This is a genomic window from Rhodococcus sp. ZPP, assembly GCF_017656075.1.
Classification (GTDB): Bacteria; Actinomycetota; Actinomycetes; order Mycobacteriales; family Mycobacteriaceae; genus Rhodococcus_F; species Rhodococcus_F oxybenzonivorans.
In genome coordinates, this window is the sequence record NZ_CP058638.1 from 6677510 (window position 1) to 6701721 (window position 24212).

21 protein-coding genes are annotated in these 24212 nt (G+C 66.7%); 14 read left to right on the plus strand and 7 right to left on the minus strand.

Features of this window, described 5'->3' with window-relative positions; all coding sequences use genetic code 11:
• Window positions 1-54 precede the first annotated feature (54 nt).
• The 12 genes from HYG77_RS30820 to ppc all read left to right on the plus strand — a co-directional run bounded on the left by HYG77_RS30820 (window position 55) and on the right by ppc (window position 13851).
• Window positions 55-1308, plus strand: a complete 1254-nt coding sequence (locus HYG77_RS30820; RefSeq protein ID WP_109335132.1) for a bifunctional 3,4-dihydroxy-2-butanone-4-phosphate synthase/GTP cyclohydrolase II — start codon at window positions 55-57, stop codon at window positions 1306-1308.
• Window positions 1305-1802, plus strand: a complete 498-nt coding sequence (gene ribH / locus HYG77_RS30825) for a 6,7-dimethyl-8-ribityllumazine synthase (RefSeq protein ID WP_109330250.1) — start codon at window positions 1305-1307, stop codon at window positions 1800-1802. The genes HYG77_RS30820 and ribH overlap by 4 nt, the downstream gene beginning before the upstream one ends.
• Entirely contained in the window at window positions 1799-2251 is a 453-nt protein-coding gene (locus HYG77_RS30830; RefSeq protein WP_109330248.1) for a PH domain-containing protein, read from the plus strand. Before ribH ends, HYG77_RS30830 begins: the two co-directional genes overlap by 4 nt.
• Before the next feature lie 65 nt (window positions 2252-2316).
• The gene (gene uvrC / locus HYG77_RS30835; RefSeq protein WP_244373340.1) at window positions 2317-4524 is read left to right on the plus strand and encodes an excinuclease ABC subunit UvrC; all 2208 of its coding nucleotides are present in this window, start codon (window positions 2317-2319) and stop codon (window positions 4522-4524) included.
• Window positions 4525-4568: 44 nt separating this feature from the next.
• A complete protein-coding gene (rapZ, locus tag HYG77_RS30840; RefSeq protein WP_204164970.1) occupies window positions 4569-5435 on the plus strand; it encodes an RNase adapter RapZ in 867 nt (288 codons plus the stop codon).
• A complete protein-coding gene (gene yvcK / locus HYG77_RS30845; protein WP_109330244.1) occupies window positions 5432-6457 on the plus strand; it encodes a uridine diphosphate-N-acetylglucosamine-binding protein YvcK in 1026 nt (341 codons plus the stop codon). The genes rapZ and yvcK overlap by 4 nt, the downstream gene beginning before the upstream one ends.
• On the plus strand, window positions 6454-7431 hold the full coding sequence (gene whiA / locus HYG77_RS30850; protein WP_201453625.1) for a DNA-binding protein WhiA: 978 nt from the start codon (window positions 6454-6456) through the stop codon (window positions 7429-7431). The genes yvcK and whiA overlap by 4 nt, the downstream gene beginning before the upstream one ends.
• A gap of 201 nt (window positions 7432-7632) precedes the next feature.
• A complete protein-coding gene (gene gap / locus HYG77_RS30855; RefSeq protein WP_109330240.1) occupies window positions 7633-8652 on the plus strand; it encodes a type I glyceraldehyde-3-phosphate dehydrogenase in 1020 nt (339 codons plus the stop codon).
• Window positions 8653-8669: 17 nt separating this feature from the next.
• Window positions 8670-9881, plus strand: coding sequence for a phosphoglycerate kinase (locus HYG77_RS30860; protein WP_109330238.1), 1212 nt, complete (start codon window positions 8670-8672; stop codon window positions 9879-9881).
• Window positions 9881-10666, plus strand: coding sequence for a triose-phosphate isomerase (gene tpiA / locus HYG77_RS30865; RefSeq protein WP_208961488.1), 786 nt, complete (start codon window positions 9881-9883; stop codon window positions 10664-10666). The genes HYG77_RS30860 and tpiA overlap by 1 nt, the downstream gene beginning before the upstream one ends.
• 125 nt (window positions 10667-10791) lie before the next feature.
• Window positions 10792-11025: a preprotein translocase subunit SecG gene (secG, locus tag HYG77_RS30870; protein WP_109330234.1), complete on the plus strand. Its 234-nt coding sequence runs from the start codon at window positions 10792-10794 to the stop codon at window positions 11023-11025.
• A gap of 69 nt (window positions 11026-11094) precedes the next feature.
• Window positions 11095-13851, plus strand: a complete 2757-nt coding sequence (gene ppc / locus HYG77_RS30875) for a phosphoenolpyruvate carboxylase (protein ID WP_208961489.1) — start codon at window positions 11095-11097, stop codon at window positions 13849-13851.
• A 324-nt stretch (window positions 13852-14175) separates the two neighbouring features.
• Here ppc and pgl read toward each other — a convergent pair whose 3' ends face one another.
• From pgl to tkt, 5 genes are read right to left on the minus strand one after another with little or no spacing between them, the layout of a single operon-like run.
• Window positions 14176-14919 carry a 6-phosphogluconolactonase gene (gene pgl, locus HYG77_RS30880; RefSeq protein ID WP_109330230.1) on the minus strand — a complete coding sequence of 248 codons (744 nt, stop codon included), beginning with the start codon at window positions 14917-14919 and terminating at the stop codon, window positions 14176-14178.
• Window positions 14912-15823, minus strand: a complete 912-nt coding sequence (gene opcA, locus HYG77_RS30885) for a glucose-6-phosphate dehydrogenase assembly protein OpcA (RefSeq protein WP_109330228.1) — start codon at window positions 15821-15823, stop codon at window positions 14912-14914. The genes pgl and opcA overlap by 8 nt, the downstream gene beginning before the upstream one ends.
• Window positions 15824-17368, minus strand: coding sequence for a glucose-6-phosphate dehydrogenase (gene zwf, locus HYG77_RS30890; RefSeq protein ID WP_109330226.1), 1545 nt, complete (start codon window positions 17366-17368; stop codon window positions 15824-15826).
• Between the two features lie 3 nt (window positions 17369-17371).
• Window positions 17372-18496 (minus strand): transaldolase, encoded by a 1125-nt coding sequence (gene tal, locus HYG77_RS30895; RefSeq protein ID WP_109330224.1) that lies wholly within the window; start codon window positions 18494-18496, stop codon window positions 17372-17374.
• 9 nt (window positions 18497-18505) lie between these two features.
• Window positions 18506-20614: a transketolase gene (gene tkt, locus HYG77_RS30900; RefSeq protein WP_208961490.1), complete on the minus strand. Its 2109-nt coding sequence runs from the start codon at window positions 20612-20614 to the stop codon at window positions 18506-18508.
• Window positions 20615-20829: 215 nt separating this feature from the next.
• Here tkt and HYG77_RS30905 point away from each other — a divergent pair, with 215 nt between their 5' ends.
• Window positions 20830-21813 (plus strand): heme o synthase, encoded by a 984-nt coding sequence (locus HYG77_RS30905; RefSeq protein WP_208961491.1) that lies wholly within the window; start codon window positions 20830-20832, stop codon window positions 21811-21813.
• Between the two features lie 10 nt (window positions 21814-21823).
• On the opposite strand, the gene HYG77_RS30910 is transcribed toward HYG77_RS30905, so the two are convergent.
• Complete coding sequence (locus HYG77_RS30910) at window positions 21824-22789, minus strand: quinone oxidoreductase (protein ID WP_208961492.1); 966 nt, start codon at window positions 22787-22789, stop codon at window positions 21824-21826.
• 75 nt (window positions 22790-22864) lie between these two features.
• Here HYG77_RS30910 and HYG77_RS30915 point away from each other — a divergent pair, with 75 nt between their 5' ends.
• Window positions 22865-23230 carry a hypothetical protein gene (locus HYG77_RS30915; RefSeq protein ID WP_109330218.1) on the plus strand — a complete coding sequence of 122 codons (366 nt, stop codon included), beginning with the start codon at window positions 22865-22867 and terminating at the stop codon, window positions 23228-23230.
• On the opposite strand, the gene HYG77_RS30920 is transcribed toward HYG77_RS30915, so the two are convergent.
• A complete protein-coding gene (locus HYG77_RS30920; RefSeq protein WP_208961493.1) occupies window positions 23227-24189 on the minus strand; it encodes a heme A synthase in 963 nt (320 codons plus the stop codon). The genes HYG77_RS30915 and HYG77_RS30920 overlap by 4 nt on opposite strands.
• Window positions 24190-24212 lie beyond the last annotated feature (23 nt).

A 24212-nucleotide genomic window follows, 5' to 3' on the forward strand; every position in this document is an offset into this window, starting at 1 on the left:
GATGCGATTGCTGTATTCGAAGATGCGTAAGTCAAGACTTTGGAGACCGAGCACGTGACCAGGTTCGACAGTATCGAGCGCGCCGTTGCGGATATCGCCGCAGGTAAGGCTGTCGTCGTCGTCGACGACGAAGACCGGGAGAACGAGGGAGACCTCATCTTCGCGGCGGAGAAGGCCACCCCCGAGTTGGTTGCCTTCATGGTTCGATACACCTCCGGATACCTGTGTGTGCCCCTCGACGGTGCGGACTGCGATCGGCTGGGTCTGCCCCCGATGTACGCCACCAATCAGGACAAGCACGGCACGGCGTACACGGTGACCGTCGACGCCCGTGAGGGCATCGGAACCGGGATCTCCGCATCCGACCGCGCCGCCACCATGCGGTTGCTCGCCGACCCGTCCAGCGGAGCCCAGGACTTCACCCGTCCCGGCCACGTCGTGCCGCTGCGCGCCAAGGAGGGCGGGGTGCTGCGCCGCCCCGGCCACACCGAGGCCGCCGTCGACCTGGCCCGGATGGCCGACCTCCGGCCGGCGGGCGTGATCTGCGAGATCGTCAGCCAGAAGGACGAGGGCCATATGGCCCAGACCGACGAGTTGCGGGTCTTCGCCGACGACCACAATCTCGCGCTGATCTCCATCGCCGATCTCATCGCTTGGCGTCGCAAGCACGAAAAGCACGTCGAACGGGTCGCGGCCGCACGGATCCCCACCCGTCACGGCGAGTTCACCGCCGTCGGCTACCGGAGCATCTACGACGACGTCGAGCACGTCGCGCTCGTCCGCGGCGACCTGCCGGGTCCTGACGGTGACGGCAGCGACGTCTTGGTGCGAGTGCACTCGGAGTGCCTCACCGGTGACGTGTTCGGGTCACTGCGCTGCGACTGTGGTCCCCAGCTCGACGCCGCGCTGGACATGGTGGCGCAGGAAGGTCGCGGCGTGGTGCTCTACATGCGGGGGCACGAAGGTCGCGGCATCGGACTGATGCACAAGCTGCAGGCCTACCAGTTGCAGGACGCCGGGTCGGACACCGTCGATGCCAATCTCGAGCTGGGTCTGCCGGCAGATGCCCGCGACTATGGGATCGGTGCGCAGATCCTTGTCGATCTCGGCATCTCGTCGATGCGGTTGCTCACGAACAATCCGGCCAAGCGGGTCGGTCTCGACGGTTATGGCCTCCAGATCACCGAGCGTGTCTCGATGCCGCTGCGCGCGAACGCCGAGAACCTGACGTATCTGCGCACCAAGCGCGACCGGATGGGGCACGACCTGATCGGGCTCGACGACTTCGAAGCGGGAGAGCTGCTGTGAGTGGTGAAGGTCTGCCTGACCTGCAACTCGGTGAGGCTCAGGACCTCGAGCTGGCGATCGTGGCGGGAAGCTGGCACGCGGAGATCTCGGAGGCGCTGATTGCCGGTGCCCAGCGGGTCGCCGCGGACGCGAAGGTGAAGAAAGTCACCCTGGTGCGCGTGGCCGGTGCGATCGAACTGCCGGTAGTCGCGCAGCAACTGGCCCGCACTCATGATGCCGTGGTCGCCCTCGGTGTCGTGATCCGCGGCGGTACCCCGCACTTCGAATACGTCTGCGACGCGGTGACCGCCGGCCTGACGAGGGTGTCCCTCGACGAGAGCACTCCCGTCGGCAACGGTGTTCTCACCACCGATACCGAACAGCAGGCGATCGACCGCAGCGGCCTGCCCGGTGCGGTGGAGGACAAGGGCGGGCAGGCGTGCGCTGCGGCGCTCGACACTGCGGTCACCCTGGCGCGCCTGCGCCGGGAACGAACGGAAGATGCGCTCGCATGACCTCCTCGGAAACCGAGTGGCAGTTCGTCTCGCGACCACGCAAGTCGAGCCGGTACGCGATCGGCGTGGCGATTCTCATGGTCGTCCTTCACGTGACGTTCGCCATTCTCCTGCGCGGTGATTCGACGGGCGTCTACTTCCGGCTCGCGGATCAGGTGGCCTTCGTCGGCATCGGGTGTCTGCTCGCCGGGGCGGTGCTTCTGCTCACACGTCCGCGATTGCGCGTCGGCCCCCGCGGCATCGCTGTCCGCAACGTCCTGGGTGAACGGATCGTCGACTGGGACCTGTACGAGGGACTCTCGTTTCCCGACGGCGCGGCATGGGCGCGGATAGAACTCCCCGACGACGAGTACGTTCCCGTGATGGCGATCCAGTCGAACGACCGCGACTACGCGGTGGACGCCGTGCACCGCTTCCGCGACCTCGTGTCGGAGTACGCACCGTCCTGACTGGCCGGCCTGTTCCGGCCGTCGCGGATGCGGGGTTGGTCGGTGGCGCCGACTAACGTGGAGGGGTGCCCGATCCTTCGACATATCGCCCCGCGACCGGAACGATTCCGGTGGCGCCGGGGGTATACAAGTTCCGCGATCCGCACGGCCGGGTCATCTACGTGGGGAAGGCGAAGAGTCTTCGTTCGCGGTTGAACTCCTATTTCGCCGACGTCACGACGCTGCATCCGCGTACCCGTCAGATGGTCACCACCGCGGGCAGCGTCGAGTGGACCGTGGTGAGCACCGAGGTGGAGGCACTCCAGCTCGAATACAACTGGATCAAGGAATTCGATCCGCGGTTCAACGTCCGGTACCGCGACGACAAGACGTACCCGGTGCTCGCGGTCACGTTGAACGAGGAGTTTCCGCGGTTGTTCGTCTACCGCGGTCCGCGTCGTAAAGGGGTGCGGTATTTCGGTCCCTACTCCCACGCGTGGGCAATCCGCGAGACCCTGGATCTGCTGCTGCGCGTGTTCCCGGCCCGGACCTGTTCGGCCGGAGTGTTCAAGCGGCACAATCAGATCGGCAGGCCCTGTCTGCTCGGCTATATCGACAAGTGCTCGGCGCCCTGTGTGGGGCGCGTGTCGGCGGCGGAACACCGGCAGATCGTGGAGGACTTCTGCGACTTCCTGTCCGGCCGCACCGACAAGCTGGTCCGCGAGCTCGAGGCACGCATGCAGAAGGCGTCCGAAGAGCTGGACTTCGAGTTGGCGGCGCGGCTGCGTGACGACGTCGGCGCGCTACGGCGGGCACTCGAGAAGCAGGCGGTGGTGCTCGGCGACGGCACCGATGCCGACCTCGTCGCCTTCGCGACCGACGAACTCGAAGCGGCGGTCCAGGTGTTCCACGTGCGCGGTGGCCGGGTCCGCGGGCAGCGCGGCTGGGTGGTCGAAAAAGCCGGAGACGTCATCGACTGGGCAACGGTCGATTCCGAGGCGGGCTCGGACCTACCGCTTCTCGTCGAGCAGTTCCTCACTCAGTTCTACGGCGAGCAGGCGGCGCTGGCGGGCGGCGCCGACGGCGAGAGCGAAAGCAACGGCGTCCCGCGAGAGGTGCTCGTCCCGGTGCTGCCACACGACACCGAGCAGGTGCAGGAGTGGCTGAGCGGGTTGCGTGGATCAGGAGTCCGGGTGCGTGTGCCGCAGCGCGGCGACAAGAAGGCCCTCGCCGAGACGGTGCAGCGCAATGCGCAGGAGGCGCTGGCGCAACACAAGCTGCGACGCGCTGGTGACTTCACCTCCCGGTCGGCTGCACTACAGGGGATCCAGGAGGCTCTCGATCTGGATTCCGCGCCCCTGCGCATCGAGTGTGTCGACATCAGCCACGTGCAGGGCACGGACGTCGTGGCATCACTCGTCGTCTTCGAGGACGGCTTGCCCCGCAAGTCCGACTACCGCCACTACGCGATCAAGGAGGCCGCCGGCGACGGCCGCTCCGACGACGTCGCGAGTATCGCCGAGGTCACCCGCAGGCGTTTCCTGCGGCACAACCGCGACGTCGGTGTGCTGAGGGCGGAGGCAGAGGCGGCGGGTGAAGGCTCCGAAGGCGGCGATCTCGCACCCGAGGCGGCGATCGACCCTCAGACCGAGCGTCCGCGACGCTTTGCGTATCCGCCCAACCTTTTCGTGGTGGATGGGGGTGCGCCGCAGGTGGCGGCCGCATCCGCCGTTCTCGAGGAACTCGGCATCACCGATGTCGCGGTGATAGGGCTCGCCAAGCGACTCGAAGAGGTCTGGGTACCGGGGGAGGAGGATCCGGTGATCCTGCCCCGGACCAGTGAGTCCCTGTACCTCCTGCAGCGGGTGCGGGACGAAGCGCACCGTTTCGCCATCACCTTCCACCGCAGCAAGCGCTCGCGCCGGATGACGGCATCGGCGCTCGACTCCGTACGCGGTCTCGGCGATACCCGCCGCAAGGCGCTGGTCACCCATTTCGGCTCTGTCGCCCGCCTCAAGCAGGCCACTGTCGAGGAGATCACGGCGGTGCCCGGGATCGGCACGACCACGGCGAAGGCCGTCCTCAGCGCCCTCGGGGCCGGGGAACTGTCTGCGGCGGTGGCGGGAGTGGGGGATGATGAACCCGATCGCAATGGAACCGGCATCACAGAAGAGAACGGCGCAGACATCCGGCACGATACGGCAGCACAGCAGGACCCGGCCGCAGAGCAGGAGCCGCCGGCACACCGCGACACAGTAGGGCTACACGCTTCGCAACGGACAGGTGTCGAGTGAACGATCAGCACGCGCAGAGCGACCGTCCACCCACGGTTCGGCCGATGGACTTCCTTCTCGTCACCGGGCTTTCGGGGGCGGGATTGCAAACCGCCGCGAAGGTTCTCGAAGACCTCGGGTGGTACGTCGCCGACAATCTGCCACCGGAACTGATCTCCCGCATGGTGGATCTGAGTCTGGAATCCGATTCGCGACTCGAACGCCTCGCGGTGGTCATCGACGTGCGCAGCAGGCTGTTCACCGGAGACCTCGGCTGGGTTCTCACCGAGCTGGAGTACAAGCCGGTGCACACCCGGGTGCTGTACCTCGATGCGTCCGACGAGGTGTTGGTGCGCCGCTTCGAGCAGGTTCGGCGAAGTCATCCGCTGTCCGGGGGCGGCGCCCAGGGAACCCTGTCCGAGGGCATCGCCGCCGAGCGCGACCAACTCGCCAAGGTCAAGGCCGCCGCGGATCTGGTGATCGACACCTCGTCCCTCGCCGCGCACCAGCTGAGGCAGAAGATCGAAGACGCCTTCGGGGACGCCGAGCACCGCACGATGCAGGTGACGGTCCAGTCGTTCGGTTTCAAGTACGGTCTTCCGATGGACGCGGACCTGGTCTGCGACGTCCGGTTTCTTCCCAATCCGCACTGGATCCCCGAACTGCGCCCGCACACGGGGCAGAGCCCGGACGTGCGGGACTACGTGTTGTCGCAGGACGGCGCGGACGACTATCTGACCACCTATCACCATCTGCTGGATCTGACGATCGCGGGATATCGTCGGGAGGGGAAGCGTTACATGACCATCGCGGTGGGTTGCACCGGCGGTAAGCATCGCAGTGTCGCGATGTCCGAGGCCTTGGCAGGCCGGCTCGGAAACGACTCCGGGCTCGGCGTGCGTGTCGTCCACCGTGATCTGGGGCGCGAATGACGGCGGAGCACGCCTATCCCGCAGTGGTCGCGCTCGGCGGAGGTCATGGGCTTTTCGCCACGCTGAGTGCGGCGCGCCGACTCAGCCGGAACGTCACCGCCGTCGTCACCGTCGCCGACGACGGAGGTTCGTCGGGTCGCCTGCGCGCGGAACTGGGCGTCATCCCACCCGGAGATCTCCGGATGGCGCTGGCGGCGCTCGCTGCGGACGACCCGGACGTGCAGGACTGGACGGACACCATCCAGCACCGGTTCGGGGGTATCGGCGCTCTGGCCGGGCATTCGGTGGGAAATCTCATGCTGGCGGGCCTGACCGAAGTTCTCGGCGACCCCGTTGCCGCTTTGGACGAACTCGCCCGGCTGCTCCGCATCGACGGCCGGGTGCTGCCGATGTCGCCGATCGCACTCGATATCGAAGCCGATGTGCAAGGCCTCGAGGCCGACCCACGAGTCAGCCGCTGCATCCGCGGGCAGGTCGCGGTCGCGACCACCCCGGGCAAGGTGCGCCGCGTTCGGTTGCTGCCCGCGAACCCACCGGCATGTCCCGACGCGGTGCGAGCGATCGAGGCCGCCGACATGGTGGTCCTCGGTCCGGGATCGTGGTTTTCCAGTGTCATCCCGCACGTCCTGGTACCCGAACTTCTCGAAACGCTGATCGCGACCGTCGCCCGGAAGGTTCTGGTGCTCAACCTCGCGCCGGAGCCGGGTGAGACCGCAGGTTTCTCCACGGAACGGCACTTACACGTCCTGTCCCGGCACGCACCGGGGCTCACCGTCGACTTCGTGGTCGTCGATTCCGCGTCCGTCCCCCCGGGCCGGGAACGCGAGCATCTCGACCGCGCCGCGGAGCAGTTCCGGGCCCGCGTCGTCTACGCCGACGTGTCGGAACACGGCACCCACACGCACCATGCAGGCAAACTTGCGTCCGTTCTCGAACAGCTCTGGAGCGGCCCCGACCCGGGGTCTCGGGGGAGCGTTGTGGCCGAGACACCAGAGGAAAGGGAGAGCGCTTCGTGGCAATGACAGCAGAGGTCAAAGACGAACTCAGTCGTCTCGTCGTCACTCATGTGAGTTGCCGGAAGGCCGAGGTTTCGTCGCTGCTGCGGTTCGCCGGGGGATTGCACATCGTCGGTGGTCGTGTGGTGGTGGAGGCCGAAGTCGACCTCGGCTCCACGGCTCGGCGACTACGCCGGGAAATTTTCGACCTGTTCACCTACAGCGCCGACGTCCATGTCCTCAGCGCCGGGGGACTCCGGAAGTCGTCGCGGTACATCGTGCGTGTTGCGAAGGAGGGTGAGGCCCTCGCCCGTCAAACGGGGCTCCTCGACCTGCGGGGACGTCCAGTGCGCGGTCTGCCGGCCCAGGTCGTCGGCGGCAGTGTCGCCGACGCGGAGGCGGCGTGGCGAGGTGCGTTCCTCGCGCACGGCTCGCTCACCGAACCGGGACGGTCCTCGGCACTCGAAGTCAGCTGCCCCGGTCCGGAGGCCGCGCTCGCGCTCGTCGGCGCCGCTCGCCGGCTCGGGATCTCGGCGAAAGCGCGGGAGGTCCGCGGCACCGACCGTGTCGTCATTCGCGACGGCGAGGCTATCGGGGCTCTGCTCACGCGGATGGGGGCGCAGGACACCCGCCTCGTGTGGGAAGAACGCCGGATGCGCCGTGAGGTTCGGGCCACCGCCAACCGGCTGGCCAACTTCGACGACGCGAACCTGCGGCGCTCCGCCCGTGCGGCAGTGGCAGCCGCAGCCCGCGTCGAGCGGGCCCTCCAGATTTTGGGCGACGAGGTGCCGGACCACCTGGCGGCGGCCGGGCATCTGCGCGTCGAGCACCGGCAGGCGTCGCTGGAAGAGCTCGGCCAGCTCGCCGACCCGCCGATGACGAAGGACGCTGTCGCAGGGCGAATTCGGCGTCTTTTGTCCATGGCGGACCGCAAAGCCAAGGAAACCGGGATCCCCGACACCGAGTCGGCCGTCACCGCAGACCTTCTCGACGACGCGTAGCTGTCCGGCCCGCCCACGGTCCCGTTTGCCGGAGTGCGGGACTGTGGTGTGCGTGGGTGGAGTGCGCGCCGGGCGATCCTGAGCACTAGGGTAAGAATCACATCGACCGATGGACCCTCGCGCCCGGCCATGCACACGTGGATTCGAGTGGTGCGGGAGCAGCAGAGCTGTACACCAGAATCATGCGCAAAGGAGCAGATTGTGACTGTCCGGGTAGGCGTAAACGGTTTCGGCCGTATCGGGCGTAACTTCTTCAGGGCGGTGGATGCGCAGAAGGCGCTCGGAACCACCGACATCGAGATTGTGGCGGTCAACGACCTCACGGACAACGCAACGCTCGCGCATCTCCTGAAGTACGACTCCATCCTGGGTCGTCTTCCGCACGACGTCTCGCTCGAGGGTGAAGACACGATCGTGGTCGGAAGCCAGAAGATCAAGGCTCTCGCGATCAAGGAAGGTCCCGCGGCACTTCCGTGGGGTGACCTTGGCGTCGACGTCGTCGTCGAGTCCACCGGTATCTTCACCGACGCCGCGAAGGCGAAGGGTCACCTCGACGCCGGAGCCAAGAAGGTCATCATCTCCGCCCCGGCCAAGGGCGAGGACATCACCATCGTGATGGGCGTCAACGACGACAAGTACGACGGCAGCCAGAACATCATCTCTAACGCCTCGTGCACCACCAACTGCCTCGGGCCCATCGCCAAGGTGCTCGACGACGAGTTCGGCATCGTCAAGGGGCTCATGACCACGGTTCACGCCTACACCCAGGACCAGAACCTGCAGGACGGCCCGCACAGCGACCTGCGTCGGGCCCGCGCCGCCGCTCTCAACGTGGTTCCCACCGGTACCGGTGCGGCCAAGGCGATCGGCCTCGTGCTTCCGCAGCTCCTCGGCAAGCTGGACGGCTACGCGCTGCGCGTGCCGATCCCCACGGGTTCGGTCACCGACCTCACCGCAAACCTGAAGAAGTCGGCGAGCGTCGAGGACATCAACGCCGCGATGAAGGCTGCGGCCGAGGGACCGCTCAAGGGCATCCTGAAGTACACCGACGCGCCGATCGTGTCCTCCGACATCGTCACCGATCCGCACTCGTCCATCTTCGATTCGGGACTCACCAAGGTCATCGAGGATCAGGCGAAGGTCGTGTCCTGGTACGACAACGAGTGGGGCTACTCCAACCGCTTGGCCGACCTCATCGGTCTCGTCGCCAAGTCTCTCTGAGCAAAGGTCAGATAACAGTGGCAGTTCAGACTCTCCAGGATCTGCTGAACGCTGGGGTGGAGGGTCGCACCGTGCTGGTGCGCTCTGACCTCAACGTTCCGCTCGACGGTGACAAGATCACCGATCCCGGCCGCATCATCGCGTCCGCCCCCACCTTGAAGGCGTTGGCGGAAGCCGGGGCCAAGGTCATCGTCACCGCCCACCTGGGCCGTCCCGACGGCAAGCCCGATCCGAAGTTCTCGCTCGCACCCGTGGCAGTGAAGCTGGCGGAGGTACTCGGCCGCAACGTCCAGCTCGCCGGGGACGTCGTCGGCCAGGACGCTCTGGCCCGCTCCGAGGGTCTCACGGACGGCGACGTGCTCCTGCTCGAGAACATCCGCTTCGACGCGCGCGAGACGAGCAAGGACGAGGCGGAGCGCACCAAGCTCGCCGAGGCGCTCGTCGAGCTCGTCGGAGACGACGGTGCTTTCGTCTCCGACGGCTTCGGTGTCGTCCATCGCGCGCAGGCGTCCGTCTACGACGTGGCCAAGTTGCTTCCGCATTATGCGGGCACACTCGTCGCCGCGGAGGTCGAGGTTCTCGGCAAGCTGACCCAGGACGCCGAACGGCCGTACGCGGTGGTGCTCGGCGGGTCGAAGGTGTCGGACAAGCTCGCGGTGATCGAGGCATTGGCCCCCAAGGTCGACACCCTCGTCATCGGTGGCGGCATGTTCTACACGTTCCTGGCCGCGCAGGGCGTCTCGGTGGGCAACTCGCTGTGCGAGGAGTCGATGATCGAGACGTGCAAGGGGCTACTCGACCGGTACGCCGACGTCATTCACATCCCGCAGGACGTGGTGATCGCGGACTCCTTCTCGGCGGATGCCGAGTCCAAGACCGTGTCGGTACTCGAGATCCCGGACGGCTGGATGGGCCTCGACATCGGACCGCAGTCGGTGCGCCGATTCGCGGCGATCCTCACCAGCGCGAAGACGGTGTTCTGGAACGGCCCGATGGGTGTGTTCGAGTTCGAGAAGTTCTCGGCGGGCACCAAGGGTGTTGCCGAGGCCATCATCGAGGCCACCGGCAAGGGCGCCTTCAGCGTCGTCGGTGGCGGCGACTCCGCGGCCGCGGTGCGTCAGCTGGATCTCCCCGAGGACGGCTTCTCGCATATCTCGACTGGTGGTGGAGCCTCCCTCGAATATCTCGAGGGCAAGGAACTGCCCGGCATCTCGGTTCTGGAGGGCTGATGGCGCGCAAGCCGCTGATCGCCGGCAACTGGAAGATGAATCTGAACCATTTCGAGGCGATCGCGCTGGTTCAGAAGATTGCCTTCTCGCTGCCGGACAAGTATTTCGACAAGGTCGACGTGACGCTGCTCCCACCGTTCACCGACATCCGCAGTGTCCAAACCCTCGTCGAGGGTGACAAGCTCCTGCTCACCTACGGGGCGCAGGACGTGTCGGCGCACGACTCGGGTGCCTTCACCGGCGAGATCAGCGGTTCCATGCTGGCCAAGCTGGGGTGCACGTTCGTCGTCGTCGGACACTCCGAGCGTAGGACCCTGCACGGTGAGGACAACGACACTGTGCTGGCCAAGACCAAGGCAGCACTGAAGAACGGGCTCACCCCGATCGTCTGCATCGGTGAGGGCCTCAACATCCGTGAGGCCGGCGAGCACGTGGCGTACAACGTCGAACAGTTGCGGGGCTCGCTCGCCGGGCTGTCCGCCGAAGACGTCGCCAAGGTCGTCATTGCGTACGAGCCGGTGTGGGCCATCGGCACCGGCCGGGTCGCCAGTGCGTCGGACGCCCAGGAAGTCTGTGCTGCGGTCCGCGCCGCCCTCGGCGAACTGGCCACCCCTGCGGTGGCCTCCACGGTCCGTGTGCTCTACGGCGGAAGCGTCAACGCCAAGAACGTCGGCGAGATCGTCGGGCAGTCCGATGTGGACGGCGCCCTCGTGGGCGGCGCTTCACTCAAGGCCGACGAGTTCGCGACGCTGTCGGCGATCGCTGCCGGCGGGCCCCTGCCCTGAGGCGCCTCCGGCGCTCGTGCGCCTTTCTGGTAGCCACCGCTACCAGAAAGGCGCACGAGCGCGGAGCGCCTGTAGGGTGTACGAGGTCGTAGTTGTTGCTACTCGATGGGTGGACGTAGACAGACATGGAACTGTTCCTGGATATCTTGCTGGTTGCCACCAGCTTGCTGCTGATTCTGTTGGTGCTCCTGCACCGCGGTAAGGGCGGCGGGTTGTCCAGCCTCTTCGGCGGCGGCGTCCAGTCGAGCCTGTCCGGTTCCACCGTGGTTGAGAAGAACCTCGACCGCCTCACCGTCTTCACCGGCCTGATCTGGTTGATCTCGATCATCGGCATCGGCCTGGAGATCAAGTTCGGCTGATCAGCCGTCACCCTGCGGACCCCGCAGTTTCACCATGCGGACCCCGCAGTGGCAGTTGATACTGGGTGCATGACCGAAACCCCCCGTGAAGCCACCGAACCACTCCGCGAAGACATTCGGCTGCTCGGCGGCATCCTCGGTCAGATCGTGCGCGAACAGGCCGGCGACGACATCTTCGATCTCGTGGAGAAGGCCCGGGTCGAATCGTTCCGTGTTCGGCGTTCGGAAATCGACCGCGCCGAACTGGCCGACATGTTCACGCAGGTCGCCACCGGGGACACCATCCCCGTCATCCGCGCCTTCAGCCATTTCGCTCTTCTGGCAAATCTTGCCGAGGACATTCACCGGGAACGTCGGCGGGCTGTGCACGTGGCAGCAGGCGAACCGGCTCCCGACAGCACTCTCGCGGCCACGTTCGCGAAGCTCGATGCCGCCGACCTCGACCGAGAAGTGGTCGCGACAGCCCTACGTGGGGCGCTCGTCTCACCGGTGATCACCGCCCACCCCACCGAAACACGTCGACGGACGGTGTTCGACACCCAGACGCGGATCACTGAGTTGATGCGCTTCCGGGAGCGGACCGCGCTCACCGAGTCGGAAATCGCCGACGTCGACGTGCGGCTTCGGCGCCAAATCCTCACCCTGTGGCAGACCGCACTGATCCGGCTGTCCCGCTTGCGTATTCAGGACGAGATCGAAGTCGGGCTGCGCTACTACGACGCCGCGCTCTTCGAGGTCGTGCCCACGATCAATGCCGAACTCCGCAACGCTCTCCAAGCTCGGTGGCCCGACACCGATCTCGGGCGGGAACCGATTCTCCGGCCGGGGTCGTGGATCGGTGGCGACCGGGACGGCAATCCCAACGTCACCGCGGACGTCGTAAGGCAGGCGACGAGCCGCGCCGCCGCAACCGCCGTCGAGCATCATCTGTGCGAACTGGCGACGCTCGAACGGGAACTGTCGATGTCTGCCCGCCTGGTAACGGTCACTCCCGACCTCGACCTTCTGGCAGCGGCCTCGAAGGACGACTCGCCGTTCCGTGCCGACGAGCCGTACCGGCGTGCGGTCCGCGGGATCCGCGGCCGCCTGACCGCCACCGCGCTCCGTATCCTCGGGGAGGTGCCCGCGTACGCCCTCGACCTCGGGCTTGCGCCCTACGACTCACCGCGGGAAATGCTCCACGAGCTCGATGTGGTCGACGAGTCCCTGCGGCGCGGTGGCGACGGCACGATCGCCGACGACGGCCTCGCCCGCCTCCGCGAATCGGTGGACGTGTTCGGGTTCCATCTCTCGGGCCTCGACATGCGGCAGAACTCGGAGGTGCACGAAACGGTCGTCGCCGAGCTGCTCGCCTGGGCCGGGGTGCATCCCGACTACACGTCGTTGTCCGAGGACGAACGGGTCGAGTTGCTCACCGCGGAGCTCTCGACGAGGCGCCCACTGACGGCAGCAAAGGCGGAGTTCAGCGAACTGACCACCAAGGAGCTCGCCATACTCGAGGCCGGGGCCGAGGCGGTGCGGACGCTCGGGTCCGGAGCGGTGCCCAACTACATCATCAGTATGTGTACCTCGGTCAGCGACATGCTCGAGGCGGCGATCCTGCTCAAGGAAGTGGGGCTGTTCGATCCCGGCCCAGGGGAGAACCCGTCGTGTCCGGTGGGGATCGTGCCGCTCTTCGAGACGATCGAGGACCTCCAGCACGGCGCATCCACGCTCGAGGCGACCCTCGCGATTCCGCTCTACCGGGCCCTCGTGGCGTCCCGGGGCGACTCGCAGGAAGTGATGCTCGGATACTCCGACTCCAACAAGGACGGTGGGTATCTCGCTGCGAACTGGGCGCTGTACCGGGCCGAGCTCGATCTGGTGGAGGCGGCCCGGAAAACGGGAATACGATTGCGCCTCTTCCACGGTCGCGGTGGCACCGTCGGGCGTGGCGGTGGACCCAGCTACGAGGCGATCCTCGCGCAACCGCCGGGAGCCGTCGCAGGCTCGCTGCGGATCACCGAGCAGGGCGAGGTGATCGCCGCCAAGTACGCGGAACCCCGCCTCGCGCAACGCAACCTCGAAACCCTTCTCGCGGCAACCCTCGAGGCCACCCTGCTCGACGTGGAGGGACTCGGCGCCGCCGCCGAACCCGCCTATCGCGTCCTCGACGAACTCGCCGCACTCGCGCGCCGTGCGTACAGCGAACTCGTCCATGACACACCAGGATTCGTTCAGTACTTCGAGATGTCGACGCCCGTCGCGGAGATCGGGGCACTCAACATCGGCAGCCGGCCCGCGTCCCGGAAGCAGACGACGTCGATCGCCGACCTGCGCGCGATCCCCTGGGTGCTGTCCTGGAGCCAGTCGCGGGTGATGCTGCCAGGGTGGTACGGCACCGGCTCCGCGTTCGAGCAGTGGACTGCCGGCGACCCCGAGAAGGTCGCCACGCTGTCACGGCTCTATGACACGTGGCCCTTCTTCCGCACGGTCCTGTCGAACCTGGCGATGGTGATGTCCAAATCCGACATGGGTCTGGCGGCACGGTATTCGGAGTTGGTTCCCGACGAGGGGCTGCGGCAACGGGTGTTCGGGAAGATCACCGAGGAGCACGAACGCACCATCCGGATGTACAAGACGATCACCGGAAACGACACGTTGTTCGCCGACAACCCGGGGCTCGAACGGTCGGTGCACAATCGCTTCCCGTACCTCGAACCACTGAACCACCTTCAGGTGGAGTTGCTGCGCCGATACCGCGCCGGCGACGACAGCGACCAGACCCGCCGCGGTATCCAGCTCACGATGAACGGGCTGGCCACCGCGCTCCGGAACAGCGGTTAGCTGTCCTGCACCAACGCCGCCACGCGACTTTCGGTCCGGGGGAACCGATTGTCGGCCCACTGCGTCAAACGGGGAAAGGGGTCGAAACGGGACAGACCGTGACCCTCTCGAGGCGGAATGGGGTTACAGGATGGGGCGCTGCGCGGGGAAACCTCAGCACTGGCGAGCGGGCTACGGACAGAGGGGGACGGGCCGGTCGAGCGCGCACCGCGGCGGCCGGATCAGTACCGCATGCCACGTGACGCGGATCGAGGCGGAGAAGGGCCCTCGTCCCTCGGCGACGTTGCCGGCCGAGGACGACAAGGACCCCCACCTGTGAATGGATCAGCTCGGCAGTCGCGATGCGGCCGAAGAATCGAGCAGCCAACGTGTGGCGGTCAGTCCCCGCGCGCCGGAGGCCGGTATCTCCACCGGGGGTGCGCCCGCGACGGCGGCGGCCACCGCCTCGGCCTTGGCTTCACCGGAGACGACCAGCCAGACTTCGTCTGCGTGTCGCACAGCGGGAAGGGTAAGGGTGATGCGCACGGGCGGCGGCTTGGGGGAGTCCGTCACCGCGACGACGAATCGGTGTTCTTCACGTACCGCGTCGGTATCGGGGAACAGGGAGTTGACGTGACCCTCGCCGCCCATGCCGAGGAGATGGACATCGAACACCGGAACCTGCTTGCCATTGGCGTGCGCGCCCAATACTTGCGCGTAGGCGACCGCAGCGGCCTCTGGGTCGTCGGTGTAGATACCGTCGGACACGGGCATCGTGTGGACCCGGTCCGGGTCGACATCGACGTGGTCGAGGAGCGCGGCCCGCGCCTGCACGTCGTTGCGTTCCGGATCGCCGGTGGGCAGAAATCGTTCGTCGCCCCAATAGATGTCGAGTTCACGCCAGTCGATGTCACCGGGATTCTTCCGCACCTCCGCGAGCATCCCGATCCCAGTTCCGCCACCGGTGAGAACCACCGACGCCGACCCACGAGATTTCTGGGCGGCGACGACCGTGTCGACGAAACGTCGGGCGGCCGCAGCCACCAGCGTGTCCGTGTCGGGATGGACCTCTACGTGAATGTCACTCATACGTCACCTTCGTCAGGCCGGACAATGCGGCTTCGTAGACCTCGTCGGCATCGAGTCGGCGCAGTTCCTCCGCCAGGCAGTCGCGCGTTTCCCGGCGGCCCAGGGCCACCAGCGCGTCCGGTTTCCCAGTCCGCGACAGTGTTGCTGTCGTTCCCGTTTGAGGGCGACTGATAGTCAGCGATCCGCCGTCGGCAAAGGTCAATTCCACGAACAGCGGGCCGGTCCTGCGACTCACGGGCATGTCGACCCGGCTCGCCAGCCACCCGGCGATCAGATCGACAGCGGGTTCGTCCACCAGACCCGACACCACCGCTGAGGTGATCGCCGAGTGCGGCGGCTGATCGACCGCGGACGCGAGCAGCGCCCGCCAGTACGTGATGCGACTCCACGCGAGATCTGAGTCACCGGACGTGTACGACGTGAGCCGGCCCTTGATTTCCGCCGTCGGATCGTCGCGGCCTGTGGCGTCGGTGATGCGGCGGATCGCAAGCCTGCCCACGGGGTCCTGGGCAGGAACGGCCGGAGCGATCTCGGGCCACCAGACGACCACTGGTGTGTCCGGCAGGAGGAAGGGGACCACCACGCTGCTTTCGTGGTCGGCCAATTCGCCGAAGAGTCGGAGCACGACGACCTCGGATGCGCCGGCGTCGCCACCGACACGGATCTGAGCGTCCAACCGCGGCGCCGCTTCCCGCTCACCGTGGGCCACGACGATCACACGGCAGGGATGTTCCCGGCTCGCCTCGTTGGCGGCATCGATGATGTCCTCGGAGTTGTCGCTGTCGCGCGTGCACACCACGAGGGTGAGCACGCGGCCGAGCGTGACAGCGCCGCCGGTCTTACGTAGCTCGACCAGCTTCTTGTTGACCTGGCCGGTGGTAGTCGAGGGAATGTCGATGATCATCTACGGCCTTCTCCATTCGCGGCCGGTGCGGCGCATCATCTCGTCCGCCGAGTGTGGGCCCCACGTTCCGGCCTCGTAGGGTTCCGGTTTGCCCTCCGCGGCCCAGTGCGCGAGTACCGGATCGAGGATCTCCCACGACAGCTCGACTTCCGCATTGACGGGGAAGAGCGACGGCTCACCGAGCAACATGTCGAGAATGAGACGTTCGTAGGCTTCCGGAGACGACTCGGTGAAGGCCTGCCCGTAGCTGAAGTCCATGTTGACGTCCCGGACTTCCATGCTCGACCCGGGAACCTTGGACCCGAATCTCATGGTCACACCCTCGTCCGGCTGCACCCGGATGACGAGAGCATTCTGGCCGAGTTCCTCCGTCATCGTCTGGTCGAACGGAAGGTGCGGTGCACGCTTGAACACGACGGCGATCTCGGTGACCCGCCTGCCCAGTCGCTTTCCGGTTCGCAGATAGAAGGGCACTCCCGCCCACCGCCGGGTATCGACCTCGAGCGTGATCGCGGCGAAGGTCTCGGTAGTGGAGTCGGTAGCGAAACCCTCCTCCTCCAGCAGACCGACCACAGGAAGCCCGCCTTGCCAGCCGCCGGCGTACTGGCCGCGGGCGGTGGTTTCGTCGAGCGGCTCCGCGAGCCGGGTTGCTGAGAGAACCTTGATCTTCTCCGCCTGCAGTTCGGACGGTTCGAAACTGATCGGCTCCTCCATCGCGGTGAAGGCGAGGAGTTGGAGGAGATGGTTCTGGATGACGTCGCGCGCCGCCCCGATTCCGTCGTAGTAGCCGGCCCGTCCACCGAGACCGATGTCCTCGGCCATCGTGATCTGGACGTGGTCCACATAGTGGGCGTTCCAGATGGGATCGAACAATTGGTTGGCGAATCGCAGTGCCAGGATGTTCTGAACGGTTTCCTTGCCCAGGTAGTGATCGATCCGGAAGACGGTGTCCTCGGGGAAGACCTGGTTCACGACCGCATTGAGCTCGCGAGCGCTGTCGAGATCGTGGCCGAACGGCTTCTCGATCACTACTCGTTTCCACTGGCCGTCGTCGGACTGGGCGAGCCCGGCTTCCGACAACTGTTTGAGAACCACCGGGAACGCGGCCGGCGGAATCGCGAGGTAGAACCCGTGATTGCCGCCGGACCCACGTTCGCGGTCGAGCGTGTCGAGGGTGGACGCAAGCTCCGAGAACGATGCCGGGTCGTCGAAGGAGCCCTGCACGAACCGCAGGCCCTCCGACAGCCGATCCCACACATCTTCCCGGAACGGGGTGCGCGAATGCTCGCGCACCGCGTCGTGCACGACCTTGCCGAAATCCTGGTCGTCCCAGTCCCTCCGGGCGAACCCGACGAGGGCGAAGCCGGGGGGGAGGAGACCACGATTGGCCAAGTCGTAGACGGCCGGCATCAGCTTGCGCCGCGCGAGGTCGCCGGTGACACCGAAGATCACCAGCGCACACGGCCCGGCAATGCGCGGTAGGCGCTTGTCCCTACCGTCGCGGAGCGGATTGACCCAATCGTCTGACGCTGCGGGCACCCTCACGAATCAGCTCTTCTGCCCTGCTGTACGGAGCTGCTCCGCCGTGGCCTCGAGCAGCTCGTTCCACGACACCTCGAACTTGTCGACACCCTCGTTCTCGAGGACGAGGAAGACGTCGGTCAAGTCGACGCCGACGGCGGCGATCTTGTCGAAGACCTCCTGCGACTGGGCTGCGGTGCCGGACACCGTGTCACCGGTGATGTCACCGTGGTCGGCGACGGCGTCGAGCGTCTTCTCGGGCATGGTGTTCACCGTGTTCGGTGCCACCAGCTCGGTGACGTACAGGGTGTCGGAGTAGTCGGGGTTCTTGACACCCGTCGACGCCCACAGCGGACGCTGGGGCCGGGCGCCGTCGCCGAGAAGCCCCTGGAACCGCGGCTGGACCTCGAACACCTGCTGGTAGGCCGCGTACGCCAGTCGTGCGTTGGCGAGCGCCGCCTTGCCGCGGAGTTCGAGTGCCTCCGGCGTACCGATCGCCTCGAGTCGCTTGTCGATCTCGGTGTCGACGCGGGAGACGAAGAACGACGCGACCGAGTGGATGCGGGACAGGTCGTGTCCTGCTGCCTTGGCAGCCTCGAGCCCGTCGAGGTAGGCGCCCATGACGAGTTCGTATCGCTCGACCGAGAAGATCAGGGTGACGTTGACGCTGATGCCTTCGCCGATGACCTTCGCGATGGCGGGGATGCCGGCCTCGGTGGCCGGGATCTTGATGAACACGTTGGGCCGGTCGACGATCTTCCACAGCTCCACCGCCTGCGCGGCGGTCTTGTCGGCGTCGTGTGCCAGCCGCGGATCCACCTCGATGGAGACCCGGCCGTCGACTCCGTGGCTCGCTTCGTACTGCGGGGCGAGGATGTCGCAGGCAGCGCGCACGTCGTCGGTGGTGACCGTGCGGATGGTGGCTTCGACGTCGGCGCCCCGCTCGGCCAGCTCGTTGACCTGCGCGTCGTAGACGTGGCCCTTGCTCAGCGCGGCCTGGAAGATGGACGGGTTGGTGGTGACGCCGACGACACTCTTGGTGGCGACGAGTTCGGCCAGGTTGCCGGACTCGATGCGGTCACGCGAGAGGTCGTCCAGCCACACGGAGACCCCGGCCTCGGAGAGCTTCTGAAGATTCGGATTCTGAGTCATGACGTTTTTCTATCCCTTCACTCGGGAGAGCGAGCGCTGTGCGGCCGCGGTGACGGCTTCGTCGGTGAAGCCGAACTCGCGGAACAAGGTCTTGTAGTCGGCAGAGGCGCCGAAGTGTTCGATCGAGACGATTTCGCCGTCCGAGCCGACGAAGCGGTACCATGGCATCGCGATGCCGGCCTCGACGGCGACGCGGGCCTTGACGGTCGGAGGCAGCACACCGTCCCGATAGGCCTCGTCCTGGGCGTCGAACCACTCGACGCACGGCATCGACACCACCCGCGTGGGAATGCCCTCGGCCTCGAGGGTCTCGCGGGCGGCCACGGCGATCTGGAGTTCGGAACCGGTGCCGATCAGGATGACCTCGGGAACACCGGAGGAGGCATCGGCGAGGACGTACCCACCACGGGACACTCCCTCGTAGCTGGTTCCTTCGAGGACGGGCAGATCCTGGCGAGTCAAGGCCAGGCCGGAGGGCGCGCGGGTCGCCTCGTCGGCACCCTTCTCGAGGACGGCCCGCCAGGCGTGGGCGGTTTCGTTGGCATCACCGGGGCGCACCACATTCAGGCCCGGGATGGCGCGCAGCGCGGCGAGGTGCTCGATCGGCTGGTGGGTCGGGCCGTCTTCGCCGAGACCGATGGAGTCGTGAGTCCAGACGTAGGTGACCGGGGTCTTCATGATCGCCGCAAGCCGCACGGCGGGACGCATGTAGTCGCTGAACACCAGGAAGGTGCCGCCGTAGGGGCGGGTGGGCCCGTGTAGGGCGATGCCGTTGAGGATCGACCCCATCGCGTGCTCGCGGACACCGAAGTGCAGGGTCCGGCCGTAGGGGTCGGCGTTCCACATCGACGTGGAGATGGAGGCGGGGCCGAACGAGTCGGAGCCCTTGATGGTGGTGTTGTTGCTTTCGGCGAGGTCGGCGGAACCGCCCCAGAGTTCCGGGAGCACCGGGCCGACAGCGTTCAGGACCGCTGCGGACGCCTTGCGGGTGGCGACACCCTTGGGGTCCGGTTCCCAGGTCGGAAGTACGTCGGACCAGCCGGCGGGCAGGTCGCGACCGGTGAGGCGGTCGAGGAGTTTCTTGCCCTCGGGGGCGCGCACAGCCCACTCGTCGAAGCCGGCCTGCCACTCCTTGTGCGCCTGGGCACCGCGCTCGACGACCTTGCGGGTGTGCGCGATGACCTCGTCGGTGACCTCGAACGTCTTATCGGGGTCGAAGCCGAGTGCCGTCTTCACTGCGGCAACCTCGTCGGCGCCGAGCGCCGCACCGTGGGCGGCACCCGTGTTCATCTTGGTGGGCGCCGGGTAGCCGATGATGGTGCGCAACAGGATCAGTGACGGGCGGTCGAGGACGTCGCGAGCCTTCTGGAGCGCTTCCTCGATCGCGACGACGTTCTCGCCGCCCTCGACGATCTGGACGTGCCAGCCGTACGCCTCGTAGCGGGCGGCGGTGTCCTCGGACAAGGCGATCGCGGTGTCGTCCTCGATGGAGATCTTGTTGTCGTCGTAAATCAGGGTGAGGTTGCCCAGCTGCTGAACGCCGGCGATCGACGACGCCTCGGAGGTCACACCTTCTTCGATGTCACCGTCGGAGGCGATGACGTAAATGTGGTGATCGAACGGGCTCTCACCGGGTGCGGGCTCCGGGTCGAACAGGCCACGTTCGCGGCGAGCCGCCATCGCCATGCCGACGGCAGAGGCCAGACCCTGACCGAGTGGACCGGTGGTGATCTCCACGCCGCGGGTGTGACCGTGCTCGGGGTGTCCTGGGGTCTTCGAGCCCCACGTGCGCAGCTGCTTCAGGTCGTCGAGTTCGAGGCCGTAGCCGGCGAGGTAGAGCTGGATGTAGAGCGTCAGGCTCGAATGCCCACAGGAGAGGACGAAACGATCGCGGCCGATCCAGTCGGCGTCGGTGGGGTCGTGGCGCATGACGCGTTGGAAGAGCGTGTAAGCGAGGGGTGCGAGGCTCATGGCCGTGCCGGGGTGGCCGTTACCCACCTTCTGCACCGCGTCCGCGGCGAGTACGCGGATGGTGTCGACGGCCTTGGTGTCCAGTTCGGTCCAGTCTGCTGGGTGAACCGGTTGCGTGAGGACGTGGATGTCGTCTGTGATCGACACGGGCAGAAGTCTCCTGACATGGGTGAACGTGGAGCCTGAGGATGCGTGAGCCTCTTGTGCCACCCCAGCCTAGTGTGCAGTCCTATCCGGGTCGATTCGGTTCGTGCATTGGGGCGGTCTACCATCGGTTGTAGTAGACCCCGGCTGTCCTTGGGCGGCGTGCGGGCAGACACCGGCTATCAGATGTGGAATTACGCGTGGTGCGAGGAGAGAACGTGCGGACAGGGCATCAGCCGAGCGGACACGGCTTCGGTAGCCCCAGCGCCGCCCCCCGCGTGACCAACACTCGCACGGTGATCGGCCGCGCCACGGGCAAGGTTCTGGCCTATATCGCGCTCACCAAACCGCGGGTCATCGAGCTCCTCCTCGTGGCCACCATTCCTGCGATCCTCCTCGCGGATCGCGGCAACGTCGACATCCTGCTCATCCTGAGCACCCTGTTCGGCGGCTGGATGGGCGCGGCGAGCGCGAATGCACTCAATTGCGTCGTCGACGCCGACATCGACAAGGTCATGAAACGCACGGCCCGCCGCCCGCTGGCGCGCGAAGCTGTGCCCACGTCGCACGCCTTCGTGTTCGGCATGACCCTCGGTCTCGCGTCGTTCCTGTGGTTGTGGTGGCGGGCCAATCTCCTCTCCGGGTGCCTGGTCGTTCTCACCATCGCGTTCTACGTGCTGATCTACACGATGGTGCTCAAGCGTCGGACCTGGCAGAACGTCGTGTGGGGCGGCGCGGCCGGCTGCATGCCCGTAATGGTCGGATGGTCGGCCGTCACCGGCTCGCTCGACTGGGAACCACTCGTCCTGTTCCTCGTCATCTTCTTCTGGACGCCGCCGCACACCTGGGCGCTCGCGATGCGCTACAAGGAGGATTACAAGGCGGCGGGCGTGCCCATGCTCCCGGTCATAGCGACCGAGGAGCACGTCACCAAACAAATCCTGCTGTACAGCTGGGCAATGGTCGTCACGTCCCTTGCGCTGGTACCCGCAGCGGGGGTCGTTTACATGGCCGTCACATTCGTCGCCGGCGCCTGGTTCCTTCTGATGGCGCACCAGCTGTATCGCAGCGTGCGAGGCGGAGCGGCCGTGAAGCCGCTCCGGCTCTTCCTGCAGTCCAACAACTACCTGGCCGTCGTCTTCGTCGGTCTGGCTGTCGACTCCGTTCTCGGGCTGCCGACCGTCAGCAGCTTGTTCACCTGATCCGTCCCGGTCAGGGCCGAAGCACGATCGACCCCGTCGTCGCCCGTCCCTCCAGATCGCGGTGTGCATCTGCCGCTCGCTCGAGCGGGTATTCGGCGCCGACCCGCACTGTCAGCGCGCCGTCCGCCACACCCGCGAAGACGTCGCCCGCTCGCCACACCAATTCCTCGCGGTCGCGGATGTGGTGTGCCAGTGTCGGGCGGGTCAGGAACAGCGAGCCTGCCGGATTGAGCCGTTGCGGGTCGAACGGCGGCACCGGACCGCTCGCGGCACCGAACAGTGCGAGCGTGCCCCGGATGCGGACCGAAGCCAGGCTCGCCTCGAATGTCGAGGCGCCGACACCGTCGTAGGCGGCCGCGACGCCCTCCCCGCCGGTCAGCTCCCGCACCCGGGCGGCGATGTCCTCGTCGTATCGCAGTACTTCCTGCGCGCCCGCGCTCCGGGAAAGCTCTTCCTTCGTATCCGATGACACTGTCGTGATGACGCGCGCCCCGAGACGGGTCGCGAGCTGAGTCAGCAGCAGGCCGACACCACCCGCTCCGGCATGTACCAGCACGGTGTCCCCTTCGCGGATGGGGTAGGTGGAGTACGCCAGGTAGTGCGCCGTCATGCCCTGCAACAACGCGGACGCGGCCTGCGATGCGGGTACGACGTCGGGGACGGCGATCGCTGCTGCGGCCGGGACCCGCACTTTTTCGGCGTAACTACCGGGAGCGGTGCACCAGGCCACCCTGTCTCCGGGCTCGAAGTCCGTCACCTCGGTGCCCACAGACTCCACCACACCCGAGCCTTCGTCACCGGGAACGTAGGGGAGCGTGCGCGGGTAGAGGCCGGACCGGAAGTAGGTGTCGATGTAGTTGATGCCGATCGCCTCGGTGCGAACGAGGAGATCCGAGGGCCCGATCCGAGGTTCGGGGACGTCGGCCGGTTCGAGGACGTCGGGACCACCGAGACGTGAAACCTGTATTGCGCGCATGGTTTCTGTTCTACACGTGCGACCCGCCCGGAACCTGACGGGCAGGTGGCGGCTACCGCCCAGTATTCTCGGGGCATGAGTACCGATACCCACGCCGAAGAGGCGTCAGCCGGCGCGGCGCCTTCACTGCCGTCCCACACGGTCGATGCAATCAAGAAGTTCGTCAGCGAGCACGGTGGTTCCGCCAGCGCCGTGATCCAGCCGGTCGGTCTCGCCAGTGTCCGGATCACCCTCGTCGGAGCCGACGGCATCCTCGGCGATCAGTTGGTGAACGATCTGGCAACCGCCAACGCGGTGGTCGCCGCTGTCGACAACGTGACGATCGGCGAATGGGACCGGTCCCTCACCAGCATCGTGACTCCCCGGAAGGGGCACTTCCAGAAGATGGCCGGCTGGGTTGCGCGGCAGACACGATTCCCCAAGGCGCGTAACGAGCGTTAAACCCTGGCAGTCGCGGGCTGCGGAACGTGCTCCCTTGTGCGTCCCGCAGCCCACACCGCTGCCGTGGCTGCGGTGCACAGCCCAGCCCCGGCCACATGGAAGGCGACGAGGGCGGCGGGAACGTCTGTGAAGAACTGCACGACTCCGATCAGCGCCTGCGCCACCACGAGGGCGAGCAGGACCTGCAGTCGGACCTTCACCGTGCGGTCGGCCCCCACGGCATAGAGGCCGAAGCACAGGCCGACCAGCAGGGCCAGGTAGCCGACCAGCAACTGCGAGTGCAGGTGCACGAGGGTGACGATCTCCACTTCGAGGCGGGGAACGACGCGATCCAGGCTCTTGTCACCAGCGTGCGGGCCGGCTCCGGTGACGAGGGTTCCGGCGATCAGCACTCCGGCCAGCGCGACACCGGACAGTGCCGTGAGCCACCTCAGCGGCGCGGGAATCACGGCGATGACGTGGCCGTCGTCGGGTTCGGAGATTTTGGCATACATCACGGTGGCGACCCAGACCATCGCCATGGAGGCGAGGAGATGCACTGCGACTGTCCACCAGAGCAGGCCGGTCAACACGGTCACGCCGCCGATGACGGCTTGCATCACAGTGCCGAGCGGCATGAGCCAGGCGTAGACAAGCACTTCCTTGCGGCGGCGTGCGCGAGTCACGGCCAGGACGATCAGTGCGGCGGCGACCACGACGACGAAGGTGAGCAGCCGGTTGCCGAATTCGACGGCCTGATGGAGCACCGCGATCTCACCGTGCCCAACCGGGACGAAACTTCCCGGAAAACACTGCGGCCACGTGGGGCAACCGAGGCCTGAGGCCGTGACCCGTACTACGGCGCCGGTGACGGCGATTCCGCCCTGCGTGAGGATCACCGCGAAGGCGATGACACGCTGCACGGCGAGCGACGGAAGTGGGAGTCGGTCGACCAGGCTCAGAAACCCGCGAGATAGCACGATGTCGATGGTAGAGGGCGATC

Coding starts and splice junctions, on each gene's coding strand:
- HYG77_RS30830 (WP_109330248.1), top strand. CDS start 1,799: ATGACCTCCTCGGAAACCGAGTGGCAGTTCGTCTCGCGACCACGCAAG.
- rapZ (WP_204164970.1), top strand. CDS start 4,569: ATGGACTTCCTTCTCGTCACCGGGCTTTCGGGGGCGGGATTGCAAACC.
- yvcK (WP_109330244.1), top strand. CDS start 5,432: ATGACGGCGGAGCACGCCTATCCCGCAGTGGTCGCGCTCGGCGGAGGT.
- whiA (WP_201453625.1), top strand. CDS start 6,454: ATGACAGCAGAGGTCAAAGACGAACTCAGTCGTCTCGTCGTCACTCAT.
- tpiA (WP_208961488.1), top strand. CDS start 9,881: ATGGCGCGCAAGCCGCTGATCGCCGGCAACTGGAAGATGAATCTGAAC.
- secG (WP_109330234.1), top strand. CDS start 10,792: ATGGAACTGTTCCTGGATATCTTGCTGGTTGCCACCAGCTTGCTGCTG.
- ppc (WP_208961489.1), top strand. CDS start 11,095: ATGACCGAAACCCCCCGTGAAGCCACCGAACCACTCCGCGAAGACATT.
- pgl (WP_109330230.1), bottom strand. CDS start 14,919: ATGAGTGACATTCACGTAGAGGTCCATCCCGACACGGACACGCTGGTG.
- opcA (WP_109330228.1), bottom strand. CDS start 15,823: ATGATCATCGACATTCCCTCGACTACCACCGGCCAGGTCAACAAGAAG.
- tal (WP_109330224.1), bottom strand. CDS start 18,496: ATGACTCAGAATCCGAATCTTCAGAAGCTCTCCGAGGCCGGGGTCTCC.
- HYG77_RS30910 (WP_208961492.1), bottom strand. CDS start 22,789: ATGCGCGCAATACAGGTTTCACGTCTCGGTGGTCCCGACGTCCTCGAA.
- HYG77_RS30915 (WP_109330218.1), top strand. CDS start 22,865: ATGAGTACCGATACCCACGCCGAAGAGGCGTCAGCCGGCGCGGCGCCT.